The organism is Vibrio sp. vnigr-6D03, from assembly GCF_002835515.1.
GTDB lineage: Bacteria > Pseudomonadota > Gammaproteobacteria > Enterobacterales > Vibrionaceae > Vibrio > Vibrio penaeicida.
Window position 1 is genome coordinate 116,122 of the sequence record NZ_PIZL01000026.1, and the last position, 24,562, is coordinate 140,683.

Consider the following 24,562-nt stretch of genomic DNA (forward strand, 5'->3'; position numbering starts at 1 on the left):
TTAGCCTGTAAAACCAAGATGGGTTGTTGGGATCAGCAGTTCGTTAGACATAACCAAGTGGTAATTACCTTTGTGAACAATATCTTCAGAGCCTGCATCAAGCAAAATCGTTAAGTGATGGGCCAAATCTGGCAGAAGCCTTTTCGTTGTGTTGAGCGTAACATCATCTAAGAAACCTTGACCGAGTGCCGCAAGTTCGTCGCCAATAACGATGAAGTCTGGGTTGAGCTGATTCACAATATTGATTAGACCATGCGATAAACAGACAGCGAGGTGATGAACAGCACTTTTCGCATCGACATCGCCTTCATGAAATTTCGATATCACAGATTCTAGTGTGACCGATTGGCTTTGGGTTAAATCTTCGTAGTGTTGAATCAGTGCCTTGCTTGAACAATACAGTTCTAAGCAACCAATGTTCCCGCACTTACATTCCTCTCCCTGAAAGTTAATCGAAGTGTGACCAATTTCCCCAGCGGAACCAAGACTACCGTGATACACCTGACCATCAATAACAAGACCAGAACCCACCCCCTGGCCCAGAGAGACATAGAGCAAGGCTGTTGGTGAATATTGTGTACGCAGTTCTTTCCACACCGACAATGACGCAGCTTTCGCATCGTGGCTGGCGTAAATAGGGCAGTCTTCAAACATTTCTTCCAAATAGGCAATAAAGTCGAAGTCCTGCCAATTTTGTGTGTCTGTCATGAGCATCATTCGATGATCCGATTCCAAAAAAGGACCAGGCATGGCGACGCCAATTCCCAATAATTCTATTTGGTGCGCTACTTTGATCTCTTTGACGAGTGAAATGATGTCGTTGGCAACCACGCTAAAGTTTAAATCGTGGTCGATAGGGTGGGTTTGCGTATGGATAAGCTTGCCGGATAAATCAAAAATAGAAATCGAGAAGTTTAGGCGTTGCAGCCTAATCGATAAGATTTTTAAATATTGTTCGTTGAAGCCTAAATCGATTGAACGCCGACCTCGCGCCGCTTTTTGCGTGCCAATTTCAACAATTATGCCTTCCTCAATAAGAGGTTTGATTGCGCGGGTGACGGTTGCCTGATCTAATCCAACGGATTGACTTATTTCCTTGCGCGAGCAGCTTCCGTTTTGGTGTAAGGCGGTAAGGATAACGCGTTTGTTGTGGCTTTGAACGTCGTCCATGGAAACACCAACACCGCCGCGTAGAGATCTTTTCATCGTGTAAAACCTTAATCTGCTTCTATTGTTATGAATATCAATGGATTAACAAGTACATGACTATTTAAATTATAAATTCATTTGAATCAATAGTTTAATCGTATTCTTGTGTGTTCCTAACAGAGAGAGTGTGAGCGCAATCTCAAGTTAACCATACTATATTTGTTCTCTACAATTAAATAGCCTAGTTTAATTGCACCTTACAATTAAATGAAATATGAATCGGACAGGGACGTATATGACATTCGATAAAAAGAAGCATCAAGACAAAATAAATCAAGTAGAACAGTATATTAAAAAGCATAGTGCCGACGTAAAGCAGCATCATTGGCGTGAACATTACCATTATCAAGCACCCGTAGGTTGGATCAATGATCCTCATGGTTTGGTTCAAATAGATGGGGTTTATCACCTGTTTTATCAGCATCATCCGTTTAGTGGAAAGTGGGGAACCATGCATTGGGGGCACGCAACCAGTAATGACCTGATTCATTGGGAAACAATGCCAGAAGCTTTGGCACCAAGTGAAGATTATGATGGTTGGGATGGCGGTGGCATCTTTACCGGAAGTGCAGTGAACAATGACGGAGAGCTCACTCTTTTTTATACGGGCTGCGCTCAGGACAGACAAGTGCAATGTATGGCGACTTCGAAAGATGGCGTCAACTTTGACAAATACGATGGAAATCCAATCATTACCGACCCACCAGAAGGCATTAACCGCCATGATTTTCGCGACCCCAAAGTATGGAAACACGAAGGTAAGTGGTACATGGTAACAGGTGTCACTGATGGGGTTAGCGACCTAATTAACGCCTCTAACTACGAGAGCAACGGGTTTGGTAAAGTGTGCATGCACCGATCTGACGATCTGAAAAAATGGGAGTTTGTAGGGTACTGTGTCGAGAGTCTTGGTGAGTTAGGTACCATGCTTGAGTGTCCGAACATGTTCAAATTAGGTGGAAAACACGTCTTGATGTATTCACCTATGGGGCTTCAACAGCGACAAGCCATATATTTGGTTGGGGATTTGGATTACAAAACGGGCAAATTCCACTGGTCTGTGATGGGATCGGTTGACTGGGGCTTTGATTATTACGCACCTCAAGTATTTGATGATGAACAAGGACGAACTTTGATTCAAGCGTGGATCGGATCTTGGCCGTTTATGCCTTGGTGTGACGGGACCTATGACACCAGTGATCTCGGCTGGTATGGAAGTATTTCCCTGCCAAGGGAAGTGTCACTTTGCCAAGATGGAAAATTGTCATTTAGACCGGTTTCTGAAGTGGAAATGTTGCGCCATTCACCTAAGCGGTATAGCCAAATTGAATTGAGTGATGGCGAAAAGTTTGCTTTCACTGCAGGAGACAACATTCATTGTGAAATTCTTGCCGACATTGATATATCCGCGAGTGAGTGTGAAAGCATTGTCTTTGAAATCCGCAGTAAAGGGGAGGAAAAAACGTTGATTGAACTTGACCTCAAGCGAGGAGAGTTGGCGTTTGATCGTTCTCAGTCTGGCAATATTTCCGCACTGCGCAGAACCTGCGCTTTGGAATCAACGAGAGACGATCAGTTAAACATACGAATTTTCATGGATAGCATTTCGGTAGAAATTTTTACTGACCATGGCAGAACGACAATGACCAACAACATTTTTTCAGATGAAACAAGCGATGGGCTTTATGTCTACGCTAAAAAAGGCAACGCAACGATTCGTTCACTCAAAACATTTGGAATGAAGAAGGTTTCAGAATAGAAAATCGAATAACGTATTAAATACCTTGTAGAAAGCCCTTTCCATTGATTGGAGAGGGCTTTTTCTTTGATATCTGTATCTCCCTTTACGATCTCTCTTGATTAAAAAACGATCTATTTCACAATTTGATAACTCATTAATTGTTTGGTGCAATTATATACCTTACATTTAATTGCAGGTAACAATTAAATGTAAGGTATATACGGAAATTATGGCTATAGTGACGTTAAGACAACTCTTGGACCACGCAGCAGAACACGATTATGGCGTGCCCGCATTTAATATCAGCAACATGGAGCAAGGGCTGGCGATAGTGAGAGCGGCAGCGAAATGCGACTCTGGTGTGATTTTACAAGCCAGTATCAATGCTCGAAAAAGCTATGCAGGTGACATCATGCTTTACAAAATGGTGACCGCCTTGTCAGAAATGTTTCCCAAAACACCCATCGTGCTTCATCAGGATCACGGCAACAGTGAGGAAACATGCTTGTCTGCCATTCGACATGGGTTTACATCCGTCATGATGGATGGGTCACTTGAGCGCGATGCTTCGACTCCTAGTGAATACCAGTACAACGTTGATATCACCCAACGCGTTTCCCAAATGGCACACTGGGTTGGGGCTTCTGTTGAAGGTGAACTGGGTTGTATTGGCTCGCTAGAAACTGGCGAAGCAGAGGCAGAAGACGGCGCTGGGGCAGTAGGAAAACTGGAGTTAAGCCAACTTCTGACGGATCCTGACCAAGCGGTGGATTTTGTTGGAAAAACGCAGGTCGATGCGCTTGCCATTGCTTGTGGTACCAGCCACGGAGCTTACAAATTCAGCCGTAAGCCCGATGGTGAAATTCTCGCGATGAATGTGATTGAAGCCATTCATAAAAAGCTCCCCAACACACATTTAGTGATGCATGGCGCGTCGTCCGTACCACAATATCTACAGGATCTCATTAACGAATTTGGTGGAGAAATGCCCCAAACCTATGGGGTGCCGGTAGAGGAGATTGAGCGTGGGATCAAACTAGGTGTGCGTAAGATAAACATCGATACCGATTGCCGTATGGCAATGTCGGGTCGGTTTAGAAAACTCGCGATGCAAGAACCACTAGAGTTTGACCCCAGAAAATTCTTGCTGGCAGCCATGGAAGAATTAACGACCCTTTGCCTCAACCGTTTTGAACGTTTTGGGTGCGCGGGGCATGGTTCAAATATTACGCCAATTTCACTGGATGACATGGCGAGCCGATATGCGCATGGCGACCTTTCTCGCTAGTTATCTATTGATTAGTTAACAGCCAGATAACATCAGAGAACTCGCATTTGTGTTTAACCGTTGTACTCATGAATGCTTGAAAATGGGTGGTAATCATCCACCAAGTTTATTGGATGCCTAAGCATCGATAAGTAGAAGGAACGAGGACATGAAAAAAGGAACGTTACTGAACATGGCAGTCGTCGCTGCTATTTCATCAACATTGTCATTACCTAGCTTTGCGGTAGAACCCAAAAAGGGATTACAAATTGCAGATTTAGGACAACCTGAAACCAATCCTTGGGTGATCAATCGCCATCGATTCGAGCGATGCGTCGCGGATGCGCTGGGAGTGAAACTAAACGAATTCGATGACCAAAACTCAGAAGAAAAGCACATTAGCCAAGCTGAGTCGATTATCGCTTCGCAACCAGACGGTGTTGTATTCAACCCATTGACATCCCCCGCAGGTCTGCAAGTCGCACGATTACTCGAGCGAAATAAAACCCCTGGCGTTGCTGTAGGGCGTTTGGTTGTCAGTGACTACGATAGAGATTACCCGAATGGGAAGTACTTTATTGGGCAAGTGACTCAAAATAACACCACATGGGGTGAAGCCATTGCACAAGCCGCGGTGATCGCTGGTCATAAAAAAGTTGCCATGATTTGGAACCAAAAAGGCGTAACGTCGGCTGAGGAAATTTGGAAAGGCGCCGAAAGTGTATTTGAAAATCATTCGGATGTAGAAGTGATTGCGGAATCATGGGATCGACTTACCCGTGAAAACGGCATTAAGTACGCCGAGCAGTATTTAGCGCGTTTTCAAGAAGGTGAGTTAGACGCCATCATTGTGCTTGGTGCGGTTGCCGGTCTCGGTAGTCAATTCGCAATCGAACAAGCGAAACGAACGGACGTCTCGGTGATTACAACCGATATAGATGAACAAGTGGCTCAACACATCAAAAATGATCGTCTTGAGTTCAGTATTGGAGGCCACTGGATGGTCGGTGGGTTTGGATTAATCCAACTGTACGATTACCTTCACGGATTCCCTGTTGAAGATACACAACCACTTTTCAGCCTGATTCCGGTAACAAAAGCCAACGTAGATACTTACTCAAACGGATTACTCAATGGCTGTATTTTAAGCCCTGAGGACATTCGCAGCTTATCAAGGGTTTATAACCCTGATGCAAATCTCCCAGGATTTATCGACAGCTTCTCAAAAAGTTGGGAGCAATTTGTTAAGTAACTAGAGTTCAAGTCTGTAGTTTTAGTCAGTCGTTTCATGGGATGAAGGCATCACGCCTTCTCCTATGAAGACTAAAACGACACTCGGAGGAATCGAATTGAGTAACGTTTTATTTATTGGCCGTTCCACCCTCGACGTGATCAGCTTGGTATCGTCTTTCCCTAAGCCAGATTCAAAAGCAAAAGCAATCAGTAATTTCATGGGAGCTGGCGGATCTGCGTTGAATGCGGCGGTAACGTGCTCTTGGTTAGGGGCGAATGTGACACTGTTGACTTCGCTAGGTCGAGATTGTGCAGCGAAAGAGATTGTGGAAGCCGACCTCAAAGAACATAAGGTTAAGTACATCGATGTTTGTGAAGAAGAGACTTATCAAATTCCGGTTTCTTCCATTATTTCATCTGCTGATGATGCGGCAAGGCTTGTGGTGAATGCCGCGCAAGAAGAGTGTAGGGATGTCAGCCATAAATTATCTGTATTTGAACAGCAATTTGATTTGGTGTTGATCGACCAATATGAACGTCACTTTGTTGAAAAGTATCAAGAAGAAATAAAAGGGTTAGGTTGTCCTATTGTTTTAGATGGCGGCAGTGAGAAACCGTGGAGCGAGTTTTTTCTCAACTTAGCGGATATCCCGATTGTTTCTGAAAAGTTTAAGCCATTGGGTGTGGAGTCGTATTTGAACGCATTTAGCGCTTCAGATAGCCATAGAAGTGGGTTTGAAAATTGGGCGGTGACATTAGGGCAAAAAGGCGTTAGGTGTTCTTGTGATGGCAAGATCCATGAGTTACCCGCTTGCAATGTTGATGCGGTAGACACGCTGGGTGCAGGCGACATTTTTCACGGGGCATTTTGCTATTTCTATGCAGAAAATCACGACTTTCTAAACGCGCTAGAGCAAGCAAAGGTGATTGCTGCGAGAGCATGTACTCAGATGGGGACAAGGAGCTGGATGAAATGAACCATGCGATTATCCGAACCATCTGTGAACAAGCGAAAAGAAGTAGGGATGTCATCCTAGTTGGCATTAGTGGCGCACCTGGAGCGGGAAAGTCTACGTTAGCGTTGGCGTTGGTGGACCAGCTAAATCATGAGCATGCGATAAGTGCACAATACTGCCCCATGGACGGCTATCACTTCACGAATCAGCAACTGCATGAGAAACAGCTAACGAAACATAAAGGACGAATCGATACCTTTGATGCTCAAAGCATGAAAAAAGATATTGACCGGCTGCGAAGTGAAGAAAAACCGTTTTACTGGCCGACGTATAGCCGAGAACTGCACAACCCGATAAAAGAAGGCGTTGAAATCCGTAGGGAAACACGCGTTTTTATCGTGGAAGGTAACTATATCTTTTTTAATGAAGGTGAGTGGCGACGCATTCGCGATGCACTCGATTTGAAAATTTTTATTGAAGTTCCAAGAGACATATTGAAAAAGAGATTAATCGAGCGCCACTTAGTAGGCGGTAAGAGTGAGCAAGAAGCGCAAAACAAAGTAAATAAAACGGACCTACCTAACGCTTCACTTATCTCATCCAGCTCATCCGCCGCTGATATAGTGATAGACCCTTTAGGGAAAGTGCTCGTTCAACAAGGAGACAAATGAATGGATTCAACCAGTAAACCGATATTAGAAGTATCGCACGTAGCGAAATCCTTTGGTGGTGTGCATGCCTTTCGGGACGGATCTTTTTCCTTAAACACTGGCGAAGTTCTTGCTGTTGTCGGGGCAAATGGGGCAGGTAAATCAACACTGATTAAAATGATTTCGGGTGTTCATACCCCGGACGCAGGAACGATATCAATTAAGGGCGTACCCGTGCCAAGAGCGGAGCATTCCGTGAAAAAAATGCGCGAGTTAGGCATTGAGGTGGTGTATCAAGATTTGGCATTAGTGCCGAATATGAGCGCCCCCTACAACATGTTTTTAGGAAGAATCCCAACCAAGTTTGGCTTGTTTGTCGATGAAGAGGCAATGAAAGAGAAAACACGTGAAGCGTTGGAAATGCTTAACGTGACAACGGTTCAAAGCCTGACTCAACCGATATCAGAGATGTCAGGCGGGCAACAACAAAGTATTGCAATAGGGCGCGCTATCGCATGGGGAAAAGACATCATCATTCTTGATGAGCCGACAGCGGCGTTAGGTCCCAATGAGACGGAAGAGGTCGAGCGGCTCATTGAGCAAGTGAGAGACAATGGAACAGCAGTGATCTTGATTAGCCACAATTTAGACCAAGTTCTTCGTTTAGCAGACCGAATTATCGTGACTCATCATGGGGTGACGTCTAAAGAGTTCGATAAATCGGAGATAACTCTAGAACGGTTGATTAAAGCAATAACCGTTGGGGAGTAAAAGGAGTTAGGAATGCTTAAGTTATTAGGAGATCACGAAACATGAGCGTAGATGTATCCAAAAGGAATGCAGCGAGAATGGAGCTGCTGCGTTCAAATGTCCCTTTTATCTCCATTGTTTTGGTCATTTTACTGTTTGGAATCATCAGTGGTGATCGATTTCTTTCTGAACGGAACTGGACGTTTATTGCGCAGCAGTTACCCGTGTTAATGCTATTGGCGTTTGCTCAATTGATTATTGTAACGACGGGTTCAATCGACATTTCTGTCGGTTCGAGCCTTGGTTTCAGTGCCTTTATTGGTGCAATGGGCATGATGTACTTCGGTGACGTTGGTTTAGTCCTTGGTGTTGTGGCTGGTATGTTTATAGGTGCTATCAATGGGTTGATCATTTCTGTGCTCAAAATTCCGTCTTTTGTGACGACGTTAGCCATGTTGATTATATTGCGAGCGCTTCTGATCATTATTTCAGATGGAAGTTCAATCTACATTACTGAAAATGAGGTTCAGGGTAGCAGTGGCATTCGTTCGGTCTTTGCTCCGTGGCTATTAGAGCTAGGGCAATATCCTACGATTTTCATTGTGTCGGCGGTTATCGCGGTATTGATGTGGATTTTTTATCGTAAAACGGCGTTTGGTCAGCAACTCAAGGCATTGGGGGGGAATGAGGAAGTGTTATCTTTGGCTGGTGTCTCCGTTAATGTCGTGAAAGTCAAAGTCTTTGCGGCAGCCGGTTTCATGGTAGGTCTTGCAGCGGTTATTAACCTAGCGCGTTCTGGTGCTGCAACACCCCAAGCAGGAATGATGATGGAGCTCGATGCCATTGCTGCGGTTGCTTTGGGCGGAACACTGTTAACAGGAGGGCATGGCAGCGTTGTTAAAACAATCATTGGCGCTCTCATACTTACGGTCGTTTCAAATGGGCTGACCATTGCGGGTGTGCCTCCTTCGTGGAGCGAGGTGGCTCGTGGTGCACTATTGATCGTCGCAATTGCTATTTCATTGGATCGTAAGAAGATTGGTATTGTTAAGTAAACCGAGTGTTAAGTAAACCAAGCCAAAATGAATATAAGGCGGCTTTAACAGCCGCCTCAAATTTTTTAAGATTAACGTTCTGTTTTTAAAATCGCATACAGGTATTCATCCCACCACTCGCCGTCTTCTCGGTGAACACACTCTTTAAAGTGGCCTTCGCGTCGCATGCCCAGTTTCTCCATTAATCGATACGAGGAGGTATTCTGTGGCTGACACGTTGCAATCACTCTGTGTACGTTCCCTTTAGAAAACCCATAGTCGATCAGCGCTTGAGCAGCTTCAAAGGCGTATCCGTTTCGTTGGTGGTCGCAATGGATAACCCAGCCAATCTCAAAGGTGTATTCGTTAAAACATGGGTGAAAGATCATGTGCCCGACCACCTTACCACTTCCTTTTAATTCAACCGCATAGGTTGTGGGCGTGCCATTGACTTCTTGTTCTAGCCATTCATCCATTTTTTGTGCGTCCAATGCACCTTCAGGAAGGTAGCGCGCAACGTCTGGGTTGGTGACGTAGTGCGATACATCTTGTTTATCAGCAAGCTTGATTCGACGAATGGTTAACCTTTCGGTGTTGAGCTTGATGTCCGGCTGATTGAATTCAAGATCTTTGGATTTGTCGCGAGTTAAGCAATGCTCAGAAAGGTCGGTGAAAGACACAATGACATAATCAAGAAACTCATCTGCAGAATGACTGGTAGGTAAAGCTTCTCCAATAATGCAATCGCAGTTAAATGGAACAGGGATTTTACTGCCTTTCGGCATGGCTTTTCCGAGCCCGTGCATCAAAACCGGTATCACCTTTATATGGGTATGTTGCTCAACCAAATAGTATATACCTTTCTTCAATTCACTGAATTCTTCAGGGCTTCCGCGGCTGCCTTCAGGAAAAAGAATTAAGGTGTCGCCATTGTCGAGTGCTTTATGGCATTCATCAAAAAGGGCATTTTTATCGGTATTACCTTTTCTATCTAACGCTAAAATTCCGATACATACACTGGCAAACCAAGCTTTGAATCCGCCTTGCTCTAAAAAGTAGTCGGCGGCTGCGACTGGGCGAATCTTATGTATTCGATTGAGAGGGAATAGGCTCATCAATACGAGCGTATCGAGATGACTGTTGTGATTGGCGATAACCACACAGCCTTCGGTTTTAGGGAAATTATCACGCCCACGTACGTTTAGCCCGATCACAATGAGAACAAAGGGCTTCACGACCAAGGCAAAAAAGAGCACTTTAACGAATCGACTCATGTGTGTGCCCTCTTAATAGTGCAAGTAATAGAGTAAATGGAAAAAGAGCGGCGAGGTAAAGGTAAGGCTATCTAGCCTATCAAGAATACCGCCGTGTCCTGGAATAAGGGTGCCACTGTCTTTGATCTGTAGATCGCGTTTTACCGAGGAGATAACCAGATCGCCAACAAAACCCGAAAACGCAATCAATGCGCCGGCTAATAAGCCTTGTGCATGGGAGAACGGGGTAAGGAAAGGGGCGATAGCGGCACTCATTAATGAAATGGTTGCAACCCCACCAATGAACCCTTCCCATGTTTTATTTGGGCTGACTTTTGGCACAATTTTTCTTTTGCCAAACGACTTACCCCAAACGTATTGCGATACGTCATTTAACTGCGTCATAAACAGCAAAAACAGAATCGGACCAATATGACCAGCGTCGACATTCTTAACCGGCAGTACCAACAAGTAAGCGATGTGGCTGATACACAGCACCGTTAACATCATTGCCCAGTGGAGCACGCCCGCAGAATGGATAAACCCTTTGGTTTCGCCCAGTAACACCATGCGCATCGGTAAGAACAAAAAGACGTAGACGGGAATAAAGATGAGGAACATCCCATACCATTCGTACCCGACCCATAAGTATTGCAGTGGAATCGCAATGTACGCCCACAAAATGACGCGTCTGTCGGTTAGACGGGTAGGGATGATGGAAAGGAACTCTTTCAAGGCAAGAAAGCTCACAAACCCAAAAAAGGCGATGGCGGCGTTTTTGCTGAGTATTAAAACGAAAAAGACCAAGCCTATGATCCACCACCAAGAAGTGATCCTTTGGCTCAGTTCGGTGTAATCTTTTTCTGGATGTTTGAGCTTTTTGAACCAACATACGGCACTGCCCAAGCACAATAATGCCAAAACCAGAACCATGACATAAAACGAATATTGCGGAACTCCGAACATATTAGCTCTCTGTACCTGATTCTAAGAAAACATAAGCCGCGCGTGCTCGTCTGACAATGGTAATCACACAGCCTAAAACAATCACAATGAGTGTGGCGAGTAGAATGCTGCCTTGTGGGAACCAAAGGTGCTCCCAGATCGTCGCGATTGAAGCCAGAGTCACTAACGCCATGCGGTGCTGTTTTGCCATTGGTCCGCGAAAATCACTTTTGCTGCCAATACTGGTGGCGAGTGTTCGAACGTAAGCAGTAAAGACAGCCAGTAACGCCGCTGCCCAGCCTAAATGCATAGCATAAGGAAAAAAGGCACTTAGGTGGAATCCAAGTGCGATAAAGATAAAGGAATCGGCGACGCGGTCTGGAATGTCATTAAACAGTTCACCATAAGGTGTACTTTTCCCACCTTCTACCGCAACCATGCCATCAAACAAATTACAAAGCAGTCGGCACTGAATAAACAGAGCGGTTAGAACAAGCAAAGTGTTTGGGATGAATACACTACCGGCTGCTGCATATTCGTAAGCGAACGGGTAGGTACTTAAGCAGATGGCGGATAATGCGGAAAACACGACACTGGCTATGGAGATTTGGTTCGGAGTAATGGATTTCCCAGCTAACCAAGCGGCAATTTTTTTACTGAATCCGGCTTGGCGTACCTTCAATGGGCGACGACCTTCAACTTCTTGGTTTGACGACACTTGACCTTCCCTGCAATAGAATTGGGTCTACAGACCCTAGAGTGAAGGGGATTATAATCACTTCATTGCACAATCAAGTAGCGCCTTGATCTCAAATACCTAATTTTTTACAAAGTTGAGAATGCCATTCCTTTAAATCAATAGGATCTGTTTTTTTACAGAATCAAAAATCGGCATCGACTTGAAATGTCATCGGCTCTTTCGTGTACGGGTGATCAAACGACAGCCACTCTGCATGCAGGTGTAATCGGTTGGCTTTTGTGCCATACAAATCGTCGCCAACAATGGGCATACCCAAGCCAAGGTGGTGGGCACAATGCACTCTTAATTGATGGGTCCTGCCTGTTTTGGGGAAAAGCCGCACTTTGGTTTTGCCTGATGTTACCGAAACCACTTCCCATTTCGTTTCTGCTGGTTTTCCGTGTTCGTAGCACACAAGTTGTCTTGGCCTGTCATCCGGATCACCTCTAAGCGGCAGGTGAATATCGCCAGTCGGAGAAGTAAGCTCGCCTTCAATCATGGCGACATAGCGTTTTTGCACGTGGCGTGTAATAAACTGCTTTTGAAGGCTCTTATTGGCGCGTCTGGTGAGGGCAAACACCAAAATACCCGAGGTCGACATATCCAGCCTATGGATAACAAAAGGTCCTTCTACGTCAGGGAATTGCTGTTGAAGCCTATGGTAAACCGAATCTTGAATAAAGCGCCCAGGTACGGAAAGAAATTCAGCTGGTTTGTGCACCACAACGATGGCTTCGTCTTGATAGAGAATATCGATATCTTTACCTTCTGCTGGGTTTTCAAGTAATGGGTTATCGTCTAATTCCATGCCTTGCAGCATATGCCCTAGAATGGGATGGCATTTGTTCTGGCACGCAGGGTAATATTTTTTGTGCTGACGCACTTCAGATTTAGGCGATACGCCCCACCAAAATTCCGCCATAGCGAGCGGCTTTAAGCCATGGGCAAACGCGTAGTGCAAGAGTTTAGGAGCAGCACATTCACCGGAGCCAGCTGGTGGTATTGGGTTACTGGTTGCGGCAAAGATGTCCAGCAGCGATTTCATGTCTCCGGATTGGTTCAAAAATCGGTACTGGTCGAACAGTTTGTTTTGCAACTTGGCAGACAACACTTTGCGTTTTTCCATCAGAGATTCAAGCTGAAGGGTGAAGCCATCGAGTTTCGCTTGCACTTGGTCGATGCGCTGTTGCCATTCCAGCTTCAAGTACTTTTGTTTGTTCTTCTCTGCAACGCTTTGTTTGCCGAGTTCTTCGATCAATAAGGAAAATGCACTTTGATCTAACGTTTTTTCTGAGGCGGCTAACTCTGCTTCTTGTCGCTGTACTTTTCTACTCGCTCTACCTGCAATCATGAGTTGGCGATGCGCTTCTATTTCCTCATCTCGCTGGCGTTGTAATACGCTGATGGACACGTTAAGTGAAGCAATCTCTGGGTTCGACTTTAGTTCTGTTACTTGACTATTGATCAGCGTGACTTCTTCCAATTCATCTTGGTAGAAGCTGTCTTCAGAGAGCATATCGAATACCGGAGGTACAAACCCCGGTAATAGATTTTGATCCGCAATTTTGCCAGAAAAGGCAGAAAGAAAGCCGATCTCCGACTGCTCTGTTTCCACCAGAAGCACACCAAACATTTTCCCTTTTCCGGGGGCTTCATCTCCTTCTAAACCAAAGTTATGTTGCCATTCGCTTTGAGTTTGCAGGTGTCGTTGCAACTGTTCCGCGGCCAACACGCAAAGCGGGTGAGGCTGGTAGTAAAACGGAAACGTAAAACGCTCTGGAAGCGAGTAAGCCTCGGTAGACGATTCAAAAGAAGTGAAACAACGCGGCGCCTTCGACATATTGGCTTATATACTCAAGTAGTAAGGGAGCGGTGAATTTTACGGATTTAGGTTAAAAAGTCATGTCCGAAATTGTTATCAATTTAACCTTATGAAAAGTTGGACCTTTTTAAAAAGATAAAAATAGTTTGAAAAAAGTGTCCCTGTTTAGAGATGCGATTCGTCTAGGGTGTAACTAACCAGCAATTCTTATGAGTTAGTTCAAACAACAAGTTTTTTAACAAGGAGAAAAAGAATGAGCAATTACATGTTGATTTACGTAGGTGGCGATCCAGAGTGGGCACAAAATACGACACCAGCAGAAATGGAAACCGCTATGCAGGCATGGACTGATTGGATGGAAAACCTCGGTGCAAAAGGTCAGTTAGTCGAAGGGGGAGACCCGCTTAACTATGGTGGAAAACGCGTTGATTCAGCAGGCGTTGTCACCGACATCGCAGCGAGTGAGTTTAAAGAACTGGTTTCGGGTTACTCTATTGTGAAAGCGGAAAGCTTTGATGAAGCGGTTGAAATCACCAAGACGTGTCCGATTTTCAATCACCCTGGTTGCTCGGTCGAAGTGCGAGAAATCATGGAAATGGGTGGATAAAGAGCTGTCTCATTGAGCTCTTATATCGAACAGCAGCCTAGGTTAACTGCCAACCTAGGCTGTTTTTGTGAATTAAGTTAACCGCGTAAAAGGTGAGTGAGTTGTTGGTGCATCAATTTTTGCTCATGAGGTGTGCCGCCTTTTTCACCCGATGCTTTTGCGTACGCGAAGGCTTTTTCTTCATCACCTGTCATTGCATGTAAGTGCGCCATGGTGGCGTCTAACATATGTGTTTTGGATAGGAGGGGGGAACTCCCAAGTTTTGTCACTACTGCAATGGCTTGCTCGGAAAAACCTGCGTATCCAAGGGCAACCGCTAAATTTAGCCTCGCCACATCTGAATCGGTTTGTTCGACCAAGGATTTGTAAAGGTCAACAATATCCTTCCAGCACGTATCCTCAAATGTCTGGCTGGTGCAATGTTTCTCGGCTATCGCCGCTTCTAGAAAAAAGCGCCCTTCCGAAGAGGTTTGAGCTGCTTTAGCGATGGATAGCATTTTGCAGCCTGCGTCTATGTACTTAGTGTTCCATAGTTGACGATTTTGTAGGTTTAAAGGGATCAGAGCATCGTGATCATCTAGCCGCGTATCTATCCGCGCAATGTGAAAATGCATCAGCGCAAACAGTGAAAGGGTTTCTTTATTAGGAAGTGTAGGGTGCTCTATCACCAACTTCATCAGTGCAATAGCGTCCTGACACAGTTCTTTGCGAATCGCTGATTTATGGTCGGAGCAATGAAAACCTTCGTTAAACAACAAATAAAGAACAGTATGAACGCGTTCAATAACCCGTTGATAGTCTTCTTCATTGGGCAGTTGATCCGGTAAAGCTTTTAGCTGCTGTTTGGTTCTGAGTAAGCGTTTTTTTACGGTTTCTTCAGGCAACAACAAAGCGCTGGCTATAGAACGGTTATTAAAGCCACAGAGCGCTTTTAATATAAATGGAATTTGATTTTGTGGCTTAATGTCAGTGGTGCAGCAGAGAAAGATCATTCGTAGTTGTTCATCACGAATGTATGGTTCGTTAAATGACTCATCTACCGAGTGGCTCATGGTCCATTCGCTTTCAAGTAAATCAGAAAGCTGCTCTGAAAGCTTGAGCTTATTCTTTTGAGATCGAATAACGTCAATGGCGCGATTCCGAGCGGTTTGAATGAGCCAAGCTTTCGGGTTATCTGGCAGCCCTTTTTCGTGCCATTTAAGAAGTGCCGTATTGAACGCTTCGTGCATCATATCTTCTGCAAGATCGATATTGTGATTGCCGAAGATACGGATCAAGGAAGCCAGTATCTTGGGCGACTCAGCGCGATAAAGTGAGGATAGGGTGCTCTCTACGTTCATTCTCTAAGCTCAAGCATATTAGATTAACTATTAGTCTAGTTTATCAGAGCCTTAGTGCCATGAATGAGACCCGTTCTACGCTGCTTTTGGTATTTTGGAAACGCTAGCTTGTTGCTTTGTCCAGTAGATCAGCTCCATGCTGGCATCGTGATGTTCTACAAATACCGTGCAGTTCTCAATCCAATCGCCGTCGTTAATGTATGTCATGTCGCCACGGTAGGCGATTTCAGGGTAGTGGATATGACCACATATAATGCCGTTGTACCCATTCTTTTCGGCGTAGTTCAAACCTGCTTGCTGATAACGTGCAATGGCTTGATTGGCTTTTGGTATCTTCTTTTTGATGTAATTGGAAAGAGAGAAATACTCCATGCCACCCATGGTTCGAAATGTGTTGTACCAGCGATTGATAAACAGCAACAGATCATAAAGCACGTCGCCTAAAGTCGCTTGCCATTTACCAAGGCACACCTCTGAATCAAATTGATCGCCATGACAAACCAAGTAACGTTTTCCAGTTAATGTCACGTATTCAGCGTAAGGCAATATTTCGACACCTGCGAAAAACTGCTTTAAGTAACGCCTCATCGCGGCATCATGATTGCCTGGAATATAGACAACACGAGTCCCACTTTGTTGAAGCTTAATGAGCCGATGGATCACTCTATGGTGGCTGGAAGGCCAAAACATACGTTTTCGAAGGGATTGAAGGTCAATAATGTCACCAACAAGGTAGAGGGTATCGGTTTGGCAATTTCGAAGGAGGTCGAGGAGGTAATCCGCTTTGCAATCTTTAAACCCTAAATGTAGGTCTGAGATAAACATGCTTCTTACATCAAGTTTTTGCTTCATATTAACCTGCTTGAAGTCGTTACAACGTTTCTAGGTAATAACTTAGGAGGTGCAAATGACAGTCTAGTTAATGATTGATGATGCTTTGTTTAAATGTCGATTTATATCGAAGAACTGGGTATTGGGAATAGCGATAGAGATAAAAGGAGCTTCGGCTCCTTATCTATTTTCATGCTGTTTATTTAAAACCTCGAACCTTACTTATCTTACGACTCTACAAACTCTCACCCATATCCACCGAGTATTTCAGGTCAATAACGTCACCAGTAATGGGTTCACCATTAAGTCGTTTTAGCAGTTCTGTTGCGGCGGTCACGCCAATTTCTTCACGTGGGGTAATGACAGTGGCTAATCTTGGCGTCATGACTTGGCTTATATCGTGTCCGTGGAATCCAGCAATGCCCATTTGTTCCGGCACACGCATGCCCAATCGAAGGCATTCGTAAAATGCGCCAATGGCTAAGTCATCGTTAGTGCAAAATATGCCATCAATATCTGGGTTATCTGCAATGGCCTTCTGGAGCAATTCGGCACCTAACGTAAAAGAAGACGCGCTTTCTGTTTGCAGTTCGAGAGGGGTAAGCCCTGCGTTGGTCATGGCTTCGCGATAGCCAGCCATTTTTAATCGAGTACGCAAATCCATACGCGCGGCAAAGTAAGCGATGTTTTTTCTGCCAGATTGGATCATGGCTTCGGTCATTGATTTTGCAGCGGCGTGGTTATCGAATCCGACGGCTTGGTGAAGTGGTTCAGAGGTGCTGTCCATGATTTCGATTACAGGAATAGCAGCTACTTCAAGCATCTTTTTTGCCCTTGGAGTGTGGACACTTTCCGACAAGATCATGGCATCCACATTGTACGACAGAAGGGACGCAATGTTCTTCTCTTCGATATCGGAACTGTAGCCATAGTGAGCAATCATGGTCTGGTAGCCAGCAGGTGCGGTAACTTGCTCGATGCCTCGAATCACTTCTGCAAAGACTTGGTTGGTTAATGAAGGCACGAGGACGCCAATGGCTTTGCTCTTCGCGTTAGACAGAATGTCAGGAGCCCGGTTAGGGATGTACCCCAAATCTTCAACGGCTTTTTGAATTTTCACACTCAATTTTTCGGATACCTGTGAAGGGTCACGAAGGCAACGGCTCACCGTCATCTTAGTCACACCAACGAGGTCGGCGACATCTTGTAGTGTAGGGCGCTTTTTCTTCACTATACGGCTTTCCATAGAATTGTTACTGGTAACATTCTATGGAAAGCATCCTAAAAAAGCAGCGAATAATCGCAAATTATGTGAGAAATATCGGTGATAGAAAGAAATGTTTTAGGAGATTCGGACTTCTTCTTTAGAGTGGCTGTGCCACGTGGTGTGATATTTCTTATCCTCGGCTTCATCGGTGCGTGAATAACCATGGGAGCCAAAGTAGTCACGCTGAGCTTGCAGCAAATTTGCTGGTAACGTATCGCATTGAAGTGAATCGAAATAGTTTAAACAAGATGCGATCACCGGAATGGGCACCCCTAATGAAACAGCACTCATCACGGATTTTCGCCAACCTTCTTGATTGTCTTGTAAAACCTTGTGTATTGAGCGATTTAAGAACAGGTGTTCCAGCTTAGATTGATCATGCCCTCCCTCAGCAAATGCAGCAGCGATTGGGTTTAACAAGTCCGCTCGAATAATACAGCCAGCGCGCCAAATTTGAGCAATCTCGGTAAAGTTAAGATCCCAGTTTTGTTCTAAAGCCGTCACGCGCATCAAATCAAAACCCTGAGCGTAGATACTGATTTTTGCGCAGTACATGGCGTCGTGAAGGTTATTGATGAACGTTTCACGGTTTGCAGAACAGCTTTCATGAGCGGAAGGTTGACTAAGAATTTTAGGTGCGGACTGCGAGATGGACTGACGAAGCGCTTTTTGGGCACTAAGTGTGCGAGCATAAACGGCTTCGGTTAAAGAAGGTGCAGGGCAGCCAACTTGAAGGCTGTTTAACGCAGTCCAAAGCCCTGTTCCTTTTTGCTCCGCTTTATCGAGAACGATATCAACAAAAGGTTTACCGCTTTTGTCATCTTGGTGTCGTAAAACCTCTGCACTTACTTCTAAAAGATAGCTGCTTAAAACACCTTGATTCCAACGTGCAAACACTTTAGCAATTTCGCTCGCGTTTAAATCCAAAGCATCACGCAGCAAATGGTACGCTTCGCAGATAAGCTGCATATCAGCGTATTCGATGCCGTTATGTACCATTTTGACGTAGTGCCCAGAACCAGCAGGACCAATGTATGCGCAGCAAGGGTTAGACGTTGTGTTAATATAGGTTACAGGGTCACTATATTTGGCAGAAATGGCTTCAAGTATCGGTTGTACCTTTTTCCAGTCTTCAACATTCCCGCTTGGCATTAGTGAGGGACCAAATCGAGCACCCATTTCTCCACCAGAAACAGCCGTTGTGAAAAATCGAACTCGCCCATTGTATTTGTCTTCTCGGCTAATCGAATCGGTCCACAAACTGTTCCCAGTGTCGATAACAATATCGTGTTCAGATAGCCCTGCTTCTAACAAATCTTCGATAGCGTGATCAACCACATCACCAGCGGGAACCGATAAGATAACGATTCTCGGGCTCTGCGCACCTGAAATGATCGCTGACATTGCCGACGCCGGAAAAAACTTTGCAGAGGTCGCTAGGTTCTCGGCTTCGCTATGAGCGCGCTGAACTAAGTTGGTATTAAGATCGAATCCAATGACCGAGTAATCATTCTCTAACAGGTTCAGCGCAAGGCTTTTTCCCATAACACCTAAACCGACAACGGACACCGTTTTGATTTCACCCATTACGCTTGATTCTCCATAGCTCGGATACTGCACAGAGCAGAGGCGAGAACGTCTTCAACGTTGGCAGTAACATCGACCGTAATGGCTTCAGATGGTAAAGGTTCAACCAGTGTGTTGAACTGGCTTTCTAGCATTTGTTTGCCGTTAAAGTAGTGATTAGGGCGAGAACGGTGTCGAGACCATATAGTGTCGAAATTGCCTTTTAGGTAGACAATGGTGATGTCTTGAGCATTTTCTCTCAATATGTCGCGGTATTCTGGCTTGAGTGCAGAGCATGCAATCACAATTCGGTCGTTATCTATAAACAGCGAATTCAGCCTATGCAGCCAACCCAACCTGTCTTGATCAGAAAGCGGAACACCTTGCTGCATTTTTTCGATATTTTGGGCGGAATGGTAATCGTCGCCATCGAAAAACGGATACTTGAGCGCTAGGGCGAGCTTGCTTCCAATAAGGCTCTTACCACAACCAGAAACACCCATTACCAAAATTTTCTTATTATTCATGGAGCACTATTTCCTTTGTGCTGACCGATGTCGCCAGCACGTAAAAATCTTTACTAGATCAACCCAAAGGGCAACCTTACCTAAAATCAAATTGCTACTGCCACCACAACGCCAATTGAGGAAATACAATCACTAGAATCAGCGCGAGTATTTGCAGAGCAATAAAGGGCAATAGGGAGGTGAATATTTCTCCCAAGCTAATGTCTTTTGGTGCCACCGACTTAAGATAAAACGCAGCAGGACCGAAGGGTGGAGAAAGAAACGACACTTGCATATTCAGACAGAAGACCACGCCAAACCAAATTGGGTCGTAACCAAGGCTTATAATAATGGGAACGAAGATTGGCATGGTAAGCAGCGCGACGCCAACCCAGTCGAGAAACATGCCAAGAACCAACAAAATGACCATCATGATGATGAGTGTTGCCGTTGGGCTACCGCCACTGAGTGATAAAATGGTTTCTTCTACGAAATCAATACCACCCATCAAGTTATAAACACCAACGAGGGCAGATGCGCCGATGCCGATCCACATGATCATGCCACAGGTTCGCATTGTTGCGATGGCACTTTCTTTAAGCATTGTCATGTTCATTTCTTTTCGAATGACAGCGCTCAGCATAATACCAACAACACCAAGAGCAGAGGCTTCTGTAACTGAAGCGACACCCGTGTAAATACTGCCCAGTACAGTAGCAACAGACAACAATGGAAAGAAGAGCGCTTTAAAATAGTTGGGCGACTCTGCTTGGTCTTGTGCAAGCTCTTCCTCGCTAGGCAATGGAGCTAGGCTGGGGTTGAGTTTGCATCTAATTAACACATACAGAATGTAAAACGTTGCGAGCATGAATGCGGGCAGAAAAGACGCTTTAAATAAGTCTCCAATTGATACGCTAGCAGTTAAACCGTAAATGATAAGGACGATACTAGGAGGCAACATCGTGCCCAGTGCACCACCAGCACAGGTTGTGCCGATTGCGAGTTTCCGATCGTAACCTAGGCGCAGCATTTGAGGTAGCGCGAGGATGCCAAGAAGGACAGTTTCACCGCCAATAACGCCCGACATAGATGCCAACAGAACGGCTACAAATAATGTTTGAACCGCAACACCACCGCGAACTTTGCGCCCAACGGATTTCATGGCATCAAAGAGATCTCTGGCAATGCCCGAGCGATCAAGCAATGCCGCCATTAACACAAACATCGGGACGGCAAGGAAGATGTAGCCATCGACGAAGCCGTACATTCTGCTCGTAACTAAAGGCAGTGCATCTACGCCAAACCAGCCAAGGGTGAAAAACAATGCAACAAAGCCGGTAACAAACGCAAGCTGCATACCAGTGAGCAACAAGCCGATCATTAACGCAAGCATGAGTAGGCTGCTCCAGCCAATGCCTATTGAAGATAAATCAAACATCCGTTTTCTTCCTTAGGTTGCGAATTTCGGCAATCAAGTGAAGTAAAAATTGCAAAGTCAGTACGCTCAGCGCAACAAAAATTGTTCCTTTCAGCAAGGCAGGGTAAGGGGGATTCAAAGATGAACCTGAAGTTTCCAAACGAAATTCACCCCATGGCGTAAACCAAGCTTCTGCCGCCATTATGTAGGCTGCGTAAGCCATCATCGCGGCAAACGTTAATCCAACAATATGGTGGACAAGGTTTAAATACTTTCGGGTTTTGGACGAAACATGATCATAAATAAGAACGACTCGAACATGTTTATCCAGTGCGAACGCGTACAAACCACCTATCACAAATAGTGAACCACCAATAAAAGATGCCGTCTCGTGTACCCATGTTGTCGGAGCGTTAAATACATAACGCATCAACACTTCATAAAATGAAATAGCGACGGTAAAGATGAACAAAAGGCTAAGTAAATTACCGAGTTTCACAATAAATCGATCAAGCGCATTTTTAGGGGCGTCGTCACTTTGAGTGTCGGTAGAAGAATGTTTCATACAACTATTTATCCTTGAGATTCTGGCAGCTGCACTGGTAATAATGCATTGCAACTACCAGAAATCGATGCCTTAAAGTAGGCCGTTGTTTTCTAAGAAGCTGGTAACAGAGTCATAGACTTTTTGTGCGTTAGGTGAGCGCTCGGCGAACACTTTCCATTGGCTTTTCGCAATTTCACGGAATTTCTTACGTTCATCAGCAGACCAGTCGTGAATTGTGATTTTAGGATTGGCAGATGCTTCTTTCAGTGCAGCCTGATCAGCAATTTTAAGCTGTGTCGTTATGTCGTATGAAAGATCGCGTACCGATGTTTTAAGGATAGTTTGCAAGTCTTCTGGCATTTTTTTCCACGCTTTTTGGCTTACCGAAATGTCGATAAGTGGCAGTGAGTGGAAGCCAGGTTGAACGGGGTGGGTAGCGACATCGTTCATGCCTGCTTTTTGGTTCGTTGAAAATACCGTGTAATCGGCAGCATCAATAACGCCTTTGCTCAAGCCAGTAAATACTTCTGAGCCAGGCAGGTTAACTGGTGTTGCACCCGCAGCAGCAAACACTTGTTGAACAAGCCCTTCAGGCGCGCGTAGCTTTAGCCCTTTCAAATCATCGACACCATCTAGGGGAACCTTAGACACAAACGCTTCAACGCCAGTCGTAGAGGCACCGACAAACTGAACGCCATAAGGGGCATACAGCTCGGTCATCAATTCATTGCCGCCGCCGTAGTTCATGTATTGGAGAAGTTGAGTGGTATCAGACCACGCACCGACCATGTTACCAATCAAACCAAACGCAGGATCTTTACCCGAGAAATACCCAGTTGCGGTGATATGACCATCTAGGATGCCTATCTTGATCGCATTTAGGGTTTCGGTGTGTTTCACCACAGCGCCAACCGGAAGAAGATCGATGTCGATCCGCCCGTTAGACATTTTTTCTACACGTTCAGCCCATTCTTGTTGAACCTGAAAGTTTTTATCTCCCGAAGGATCGGAAGATTGAATCTTTAATTTGAAGTCTGCAGCAAATGCCGAAGACGACAAAACAGCAGCAATTAGCGAGGGTACAAGTGTTTTCGATACAGTTTTCATTGAGGTTATCCCTGTTAAGTTTCACATCAACTCCGGCTTATTGTTGTAATGTTACCGGTAACGTTGTGATGGAAATGTTACCGGTAACTTAGAGTAATTGTCTTTGAAGTCGATCACATTGGTTAAAATTTAGCTCAAGACTATTGTTAGCCTATACTCAAATGAATGAATAGCGTTGAGCTGCTAAGAGAATATGCAGGAATTCAGAAAAGATCGTGACGTAAACGGGTTATTAAATAGAGTTAAGCGAGTGGCTTGAGACCAACTATGAGTATGTTACGCAATCGTAAAGACAGAATGTTAGCAGCATCAATATTCGTGCTTGCAATGCTTGTTGTGTTGGGTATCTGGGCGGCGAGTTCGCTGTTACAAATCAATAATAAAATAGAACGAACCATAGACTTATCAGAGAAACGATCCAACGCGATTCTTACTGCTACATCAGCGGTGAATTCGCTGGAAACGGAGCTGGTTCGCTTGGTGATTGAGGATGATCTAAGTTTGATCGATCTCGGGGTGTCTTCTTCTATAGAAACAAATGAGCTTCTCGAAGAATCGATTAATAATTTAAGAGATCAGCTACCAAACAACGATGATGTTAAGTGGTTAGCCATTTTGATGAAGGAAATGGTACCGGAAAGAAAGGAAATTATTGCACTGGCGAAACGAAATTCAGACGATATCGCGTTTGACCTTATCGAGTATTTGTCACCCAAAATAACGGAAGTAAGTGAAATACTCGCAGTGCTTATTCAGCAAGATCAGAAACACATCAACGCATTGCTACGAGACTACCGAAATCGCGAATACACGACGTTGGCTATCACTGCATTGGCGGTTATGGCAGGTATCGCGATTCTTGTTTCACTTATTACTCGCTTACGAAAAGCGTCTAAGAAGTTAGATCGTTTAAATTTGCAATTGGAGGAGCAAGTTGATCAGCGAACCAAGCAATTGGAAGAATCGTTTGATGACCTAACAGAAAATGTGTTCGCATTGGAACAAGCGCAAGCGAAGCTTGTGGAATCAGAGAAAATGGCGTCGTTAGGTGTACTTGTAAAAGGTGTTGCACACGAATTGAATACACCGATTGGAATAGGTATTACCTCTGCATCCCATATGAAAGAGAAAGTAATGAGCTTTGAAAAGCTGCTTTCCAGTGGAAAATTGTCGAAGAAAAGCTGCGAACAATTTATTGCCGATTCCCAATCTTGTCTGGAAATGGTGCAAGACAACCTAGAAAAATCGTCAGAGTTGATTCAGTGCTTTAAGAAAATTGCGATTGAACATGAAAGTGTCCATGAAGATGCGGTTATGGTGTCGGAGCTTATCGAAGACATTGTCACGAATCACGATCTTACGTCTGAAGACAACGTAGAAATTGAACTAGAAGGGCAGGCGGGTATATCGGCGTTTGTTTTTAAAGAAGCTCTCCTTGATGTCATGAACAACCTAATTGAAAACGCAATCCATCACTCTGATGACACTGAAAAACAAATCATTGAAATCGAAACTCAAGTCGTTGGTACCGACATATGTATTGTGATTAAAGATAAAGGAAAAGGAATCGATGAAGAAAACTTAGCCAAAATTTTTGATCCGTTCTTTACCACTCAAAGAGGGCAAGGAAGAAATGGTTTAGGTCTTGCCGTTGTTTATAACCTTGTGACTCATCTACTCGACGGGAAAATAAACTGCAAAAGTCGACCTGGAGAAGGCACAACTTTTGAGGTTACGTTCCCGTACAAGCCTGCAATCTAAGTGCAACAGACCCT

At 44.7% G+C, this 24,562-nt stretch carries 22 protein-coding genes and 1 pseudogene; 9 read left to right on the forward strand and 14 right to left on the reverse strand.

Annotation, left to right across the window (positions count from 1 at the left end; translation table 11 throughout):
• A complete protein-coding gene (locus CW749_RS21115; RefSeq protein WP_101114365.1) occupies positions 1–1,206 on the reverse strand; it encodes an ROK family transcriptional regulator in 1,206 nt (401 codons plus the stop codon).
• Between the two features lie 238 nt (positions 1,207–1,444).
• On the opposite strand from CW749_RS21115, the gene CW749_RS21120 reads away from it, so the two are divergent.
• From CW749_RS21120 to CW749_RS21150, 7 genes are all read left to right on the forward strand, one after another.
• A complete protein-coding gene (locus tag CW749_RS21120) occupies positions 1,445–2,968 on the forward strand; it encodes a glycoside hydrolase family 32 protein (RefSeq protein ID WP_101114366.1) in 1,524 nt (507 codons plus the stop codon).
• Between the two features lie 211 nt (positions 2,969–3,179).
• On the forward strand, positions 3,180–4,238 hold the full coding sequence (gene fba / locus CW749_RS21125; protein ID WP_101114367.1) for a class II fructose-bisphosphate aldolase: 1,059 nt from the start codon (positions 3,180–3,182) through the stop codon (positions 4,236–4,238).
• 148 nt (positions 4,239–4,386) lie between these two features.
• A complete protein-coding gene (locus CW749_RS21130; RefSeq protein ID WP_201797024.1) occupies positions 4,387–5,469 on the forward strand; it encodes a substrate-binding domain-containing protein in 1,083 nt (360 codons plus the stop codon).
• A gap of 97 nt (positions 5,470–5,566) precedes the next feature.
• Positions 5,567–6,427 carry a PfkB family carbohydrate kinase gene (locus tag CW749_RS21135; RefSeq protein ID WP_180958465.1) on the forward strand — a complete coding sequence of 287 codons (861 nt, stop codon included), beginning with the start codon at positions 5,567–5,569 and terminating at the stop codon, positions 6,425–6,427.
• Positions 6,424–7,077 (forward strand): AAA family ATPase, encoded by a 654-nt coding sequence (locus CW749_RS21140; protein WP_180958466.1) that lies wholly within the window; start codon positions 6,424–6,426, stop codon positions 7,075–7,077. Before CW749_RS21135 ends, CW749_RS21140 begins: the two co-directional genes overlap by 4 nt.
• Positions 7,078–7,827 (forward strand): ATP-binding cassette domain-containing protein, encoded by a 750-nt coding sequence (locus tag CW749_RS21145; protein WP_101114370.1) that lies wholly within the window; start codon positions 7,078–7,080, stop codon positions 7,825–7,827.
• Between the two features lie 41 nt (positions 7,828–7,868).
• Positions 7,869–8,861, forward strand: a complete 993-nt coding sequence (locus tag CW749_RS21150; protein WP_201797025.1) for an ABC transporter permease — start codon at positions 7,869–7,871, stop codon at positions 8,859–8,861.
• A 71-nt stretch (positions 8,862–8,932) separates the two neighbouring features.
• Here CW749_RS21150 and CW749_RS28445 read toward each other — a convergent pair whose 3' ends face one another.
• The 5 genes and pseudogenes from CW749_RS28445 to CW749_RS21175 all read right to left on the reverse strand — a co-directional run bounded on the left by CW749_RS28445 (position 8,933) and on the right by CW749_RS21175 (position 13,617).
• Complete coding sequence (locus tag CW749_RS28445; RefSeq protein WP_101114472.1) at positions 8,933–9,445, reverse strand: GNAT family protein; 513 nt, start codon at positions 9,443–9,445, stop codon at positions 8,933–8,935.
• Between the two features lie 30 nt (positions 9,446–9,475).
• Positions 9,476–10,114 (reverse strand): annotated as a pseudogene (locus tag CW749_RS28450) (lysophospholipid acyltransferase family protein); the annotation flags it as partial.
• Positions 10,115–10,126: 12 nt separating this feature from the next.
• Positions 10,127–11,059 carry a phosphatidate cytidylyltransferase gene (locus CW749_RS21165; RefSeq protein WP_101114372.1) on the reverse strand — a complete coding sequence of 311 codons (933 nt, stop codon included), beginning with the start codon at positions 11,057–11,059 and terminating at the stop codon, positions 10,127–10,129.
• Position 11,060: 1 nt separating this feature from the next.
• Positions 11,061–11,756 (reverse strand): CDP-alcohol phosphatidyltransferase family protein, encoded by a 696-nt coding sequence (locus tag CW749_RS21170; RefSeq protein WP_101114373.1) that lies wholly within the window; start codon positions 11,754–11,756, stop codon positions 11,061–11,063.
• Between the two features lie 163 nt (positions 11,757–11,919).
• The gene (locus tag CW749_RS21175) at positions 11,920–13,617 is read right to left on the reverse strand and encodes an RluA family pseudouridine synthase (RefSeq protein WP_101114374.1); all 1,698 of its coding nucleotides are present in this window, start codon (positions 13,615–13,617) and stop codon (positions 11,920–11,922) included.
• A gap of 235 nt (positions 13,618–13,852) precedes the next feature.
• Here CW749_RS21175 and CW749_RS21180 point away from each other — a divergent pair, with 235 nt between their 5' ends.
• Positions 13,853–14,206, forward strand: a complete 354-nt coding sequence (locus CW749_RS21180; protein ID WP_101114375.1) for a YciI family protein — start codon at positions 13,853–13,855, stop codon at positions 14,204–14,206.
• A 77-nt stretch (positions 14,207–14,283) separates the two neighbouring features.
• Here CW749_RS21180 and CW749_RS21185 read toward each other — a convergent pair whose 3' ends face one another.
• From CW749_RS21185 to CW749_RS21220, 8 genes are all read right to left on the reverse strand, one after another.
• Entirely contained in the window at positions 14,284–15,546 is a 1,263-nt protein-coding gene (locus CW749_RS21185; protein WP_101114376.1) for a sigma-70 family RNA polymerase sigma factor, read from the reverse strand.
• A gap of 75 nt (positions 15,547–15,621) precedes the next feature.
• Positions 15,622–16,398, reverse strand: a complete 777-nt coding sequence (locus CW749_RS21190) for a UDP-2,3-diacylglucosamine diphosphatase (RefSeq protein ID WP_101114377.1) — start codon at positions 16,396–16,398, stop codon at positions 15,622–15,624.
• A gap of 214 nt (positions 16,399–16,612) precedes the next feature.
• Entirely contained in the window at positions 16,613–17,623 is a 1,011-nt protein-coding gene (gene gntR, locus CW749_RS21195) for a gluconate operon transcriptional repressor GntR (RefSeq protein ID WP_101114378.1), read from the reverse strand.
• Positions 17,624–17,719: 96 nt separating this feature from the next.
• Positions 17,720–19,231: an NADP-dependent phosphogluconate dehydrogenase gene (gndA, locus tag CW749_RS21200; RefSeq protein ID WP_101114379.1), complete on the reverse strand. Its 1,512-nt coding sequence runs from the start codon at positions 19,229–19,231 to the stop codon at positions 17,720–17,722.
• A complete protein-coding gene (locus CW749_RS21205; protein ID WP_101114380.1) occupies positions 19,231–19,737 on the reverse strand; it encodes a gluconokinase in 507 nt (168 codons plus the stop codon). The genes gndA and CW749_RS21205 overlap by 1 nt, the downstream gene beginning before the upstream one ends.
• Before the next feature lie 94 nt (positions 19,738–19,831).
• A complete protein-coding gene (locus CW749_RS21210; protein ID WP_101114381.1) occupies positions 19,832–21,154 on the reverse strand; it encodes a TRAP transporter large permease subunit in 1,323 nt (440 codons plus the stop codon).
• A complete protein-coding gene (locus tag CW749_RS21215; protein ID WP_101114382.1) occupies positions 21,147–21,698 on the reverse strand; it encodes a TRAP transporter small permease subunit in 552 nt (183 codons plus the stop codon). Before CW749_RS21215 ends, CW749_RS21210 begins: the two co-directional genes overlap by 8 nt.
• A 72-nt stretch (positions 21,699–21,770) precedes the next feature.
• Complete coding sequence (locus CW749_RS21220) at positions 21,771–22,787, reverse strand: TRAP transporter substrate-binding protein (protein ID WP_101114383.1); 1,017 nt, start codon at positions 22,785–22,787, stop codon at positions 21,771–21,773.
• Between the two features lie 267 nt (positions 22,788–23,054).
• Here CW749_RS21220 and CW749_RS21225 point away from each other — a divergent pair, with 267 nt between their 5' ends.
• Positions 23,055–24,548, forward strand: a complete 1,494-nt coding sequence (locus CW749_RS21225; RefSeq protein WP_101114384.1) for a HAMP domain-containing sensor histidine kinase — start codon at positions 23,055–23,057, stop codon at positions 24,546–24,548.
• Positions 24,549–24,562: the final 14 nt, after the last annotated feature.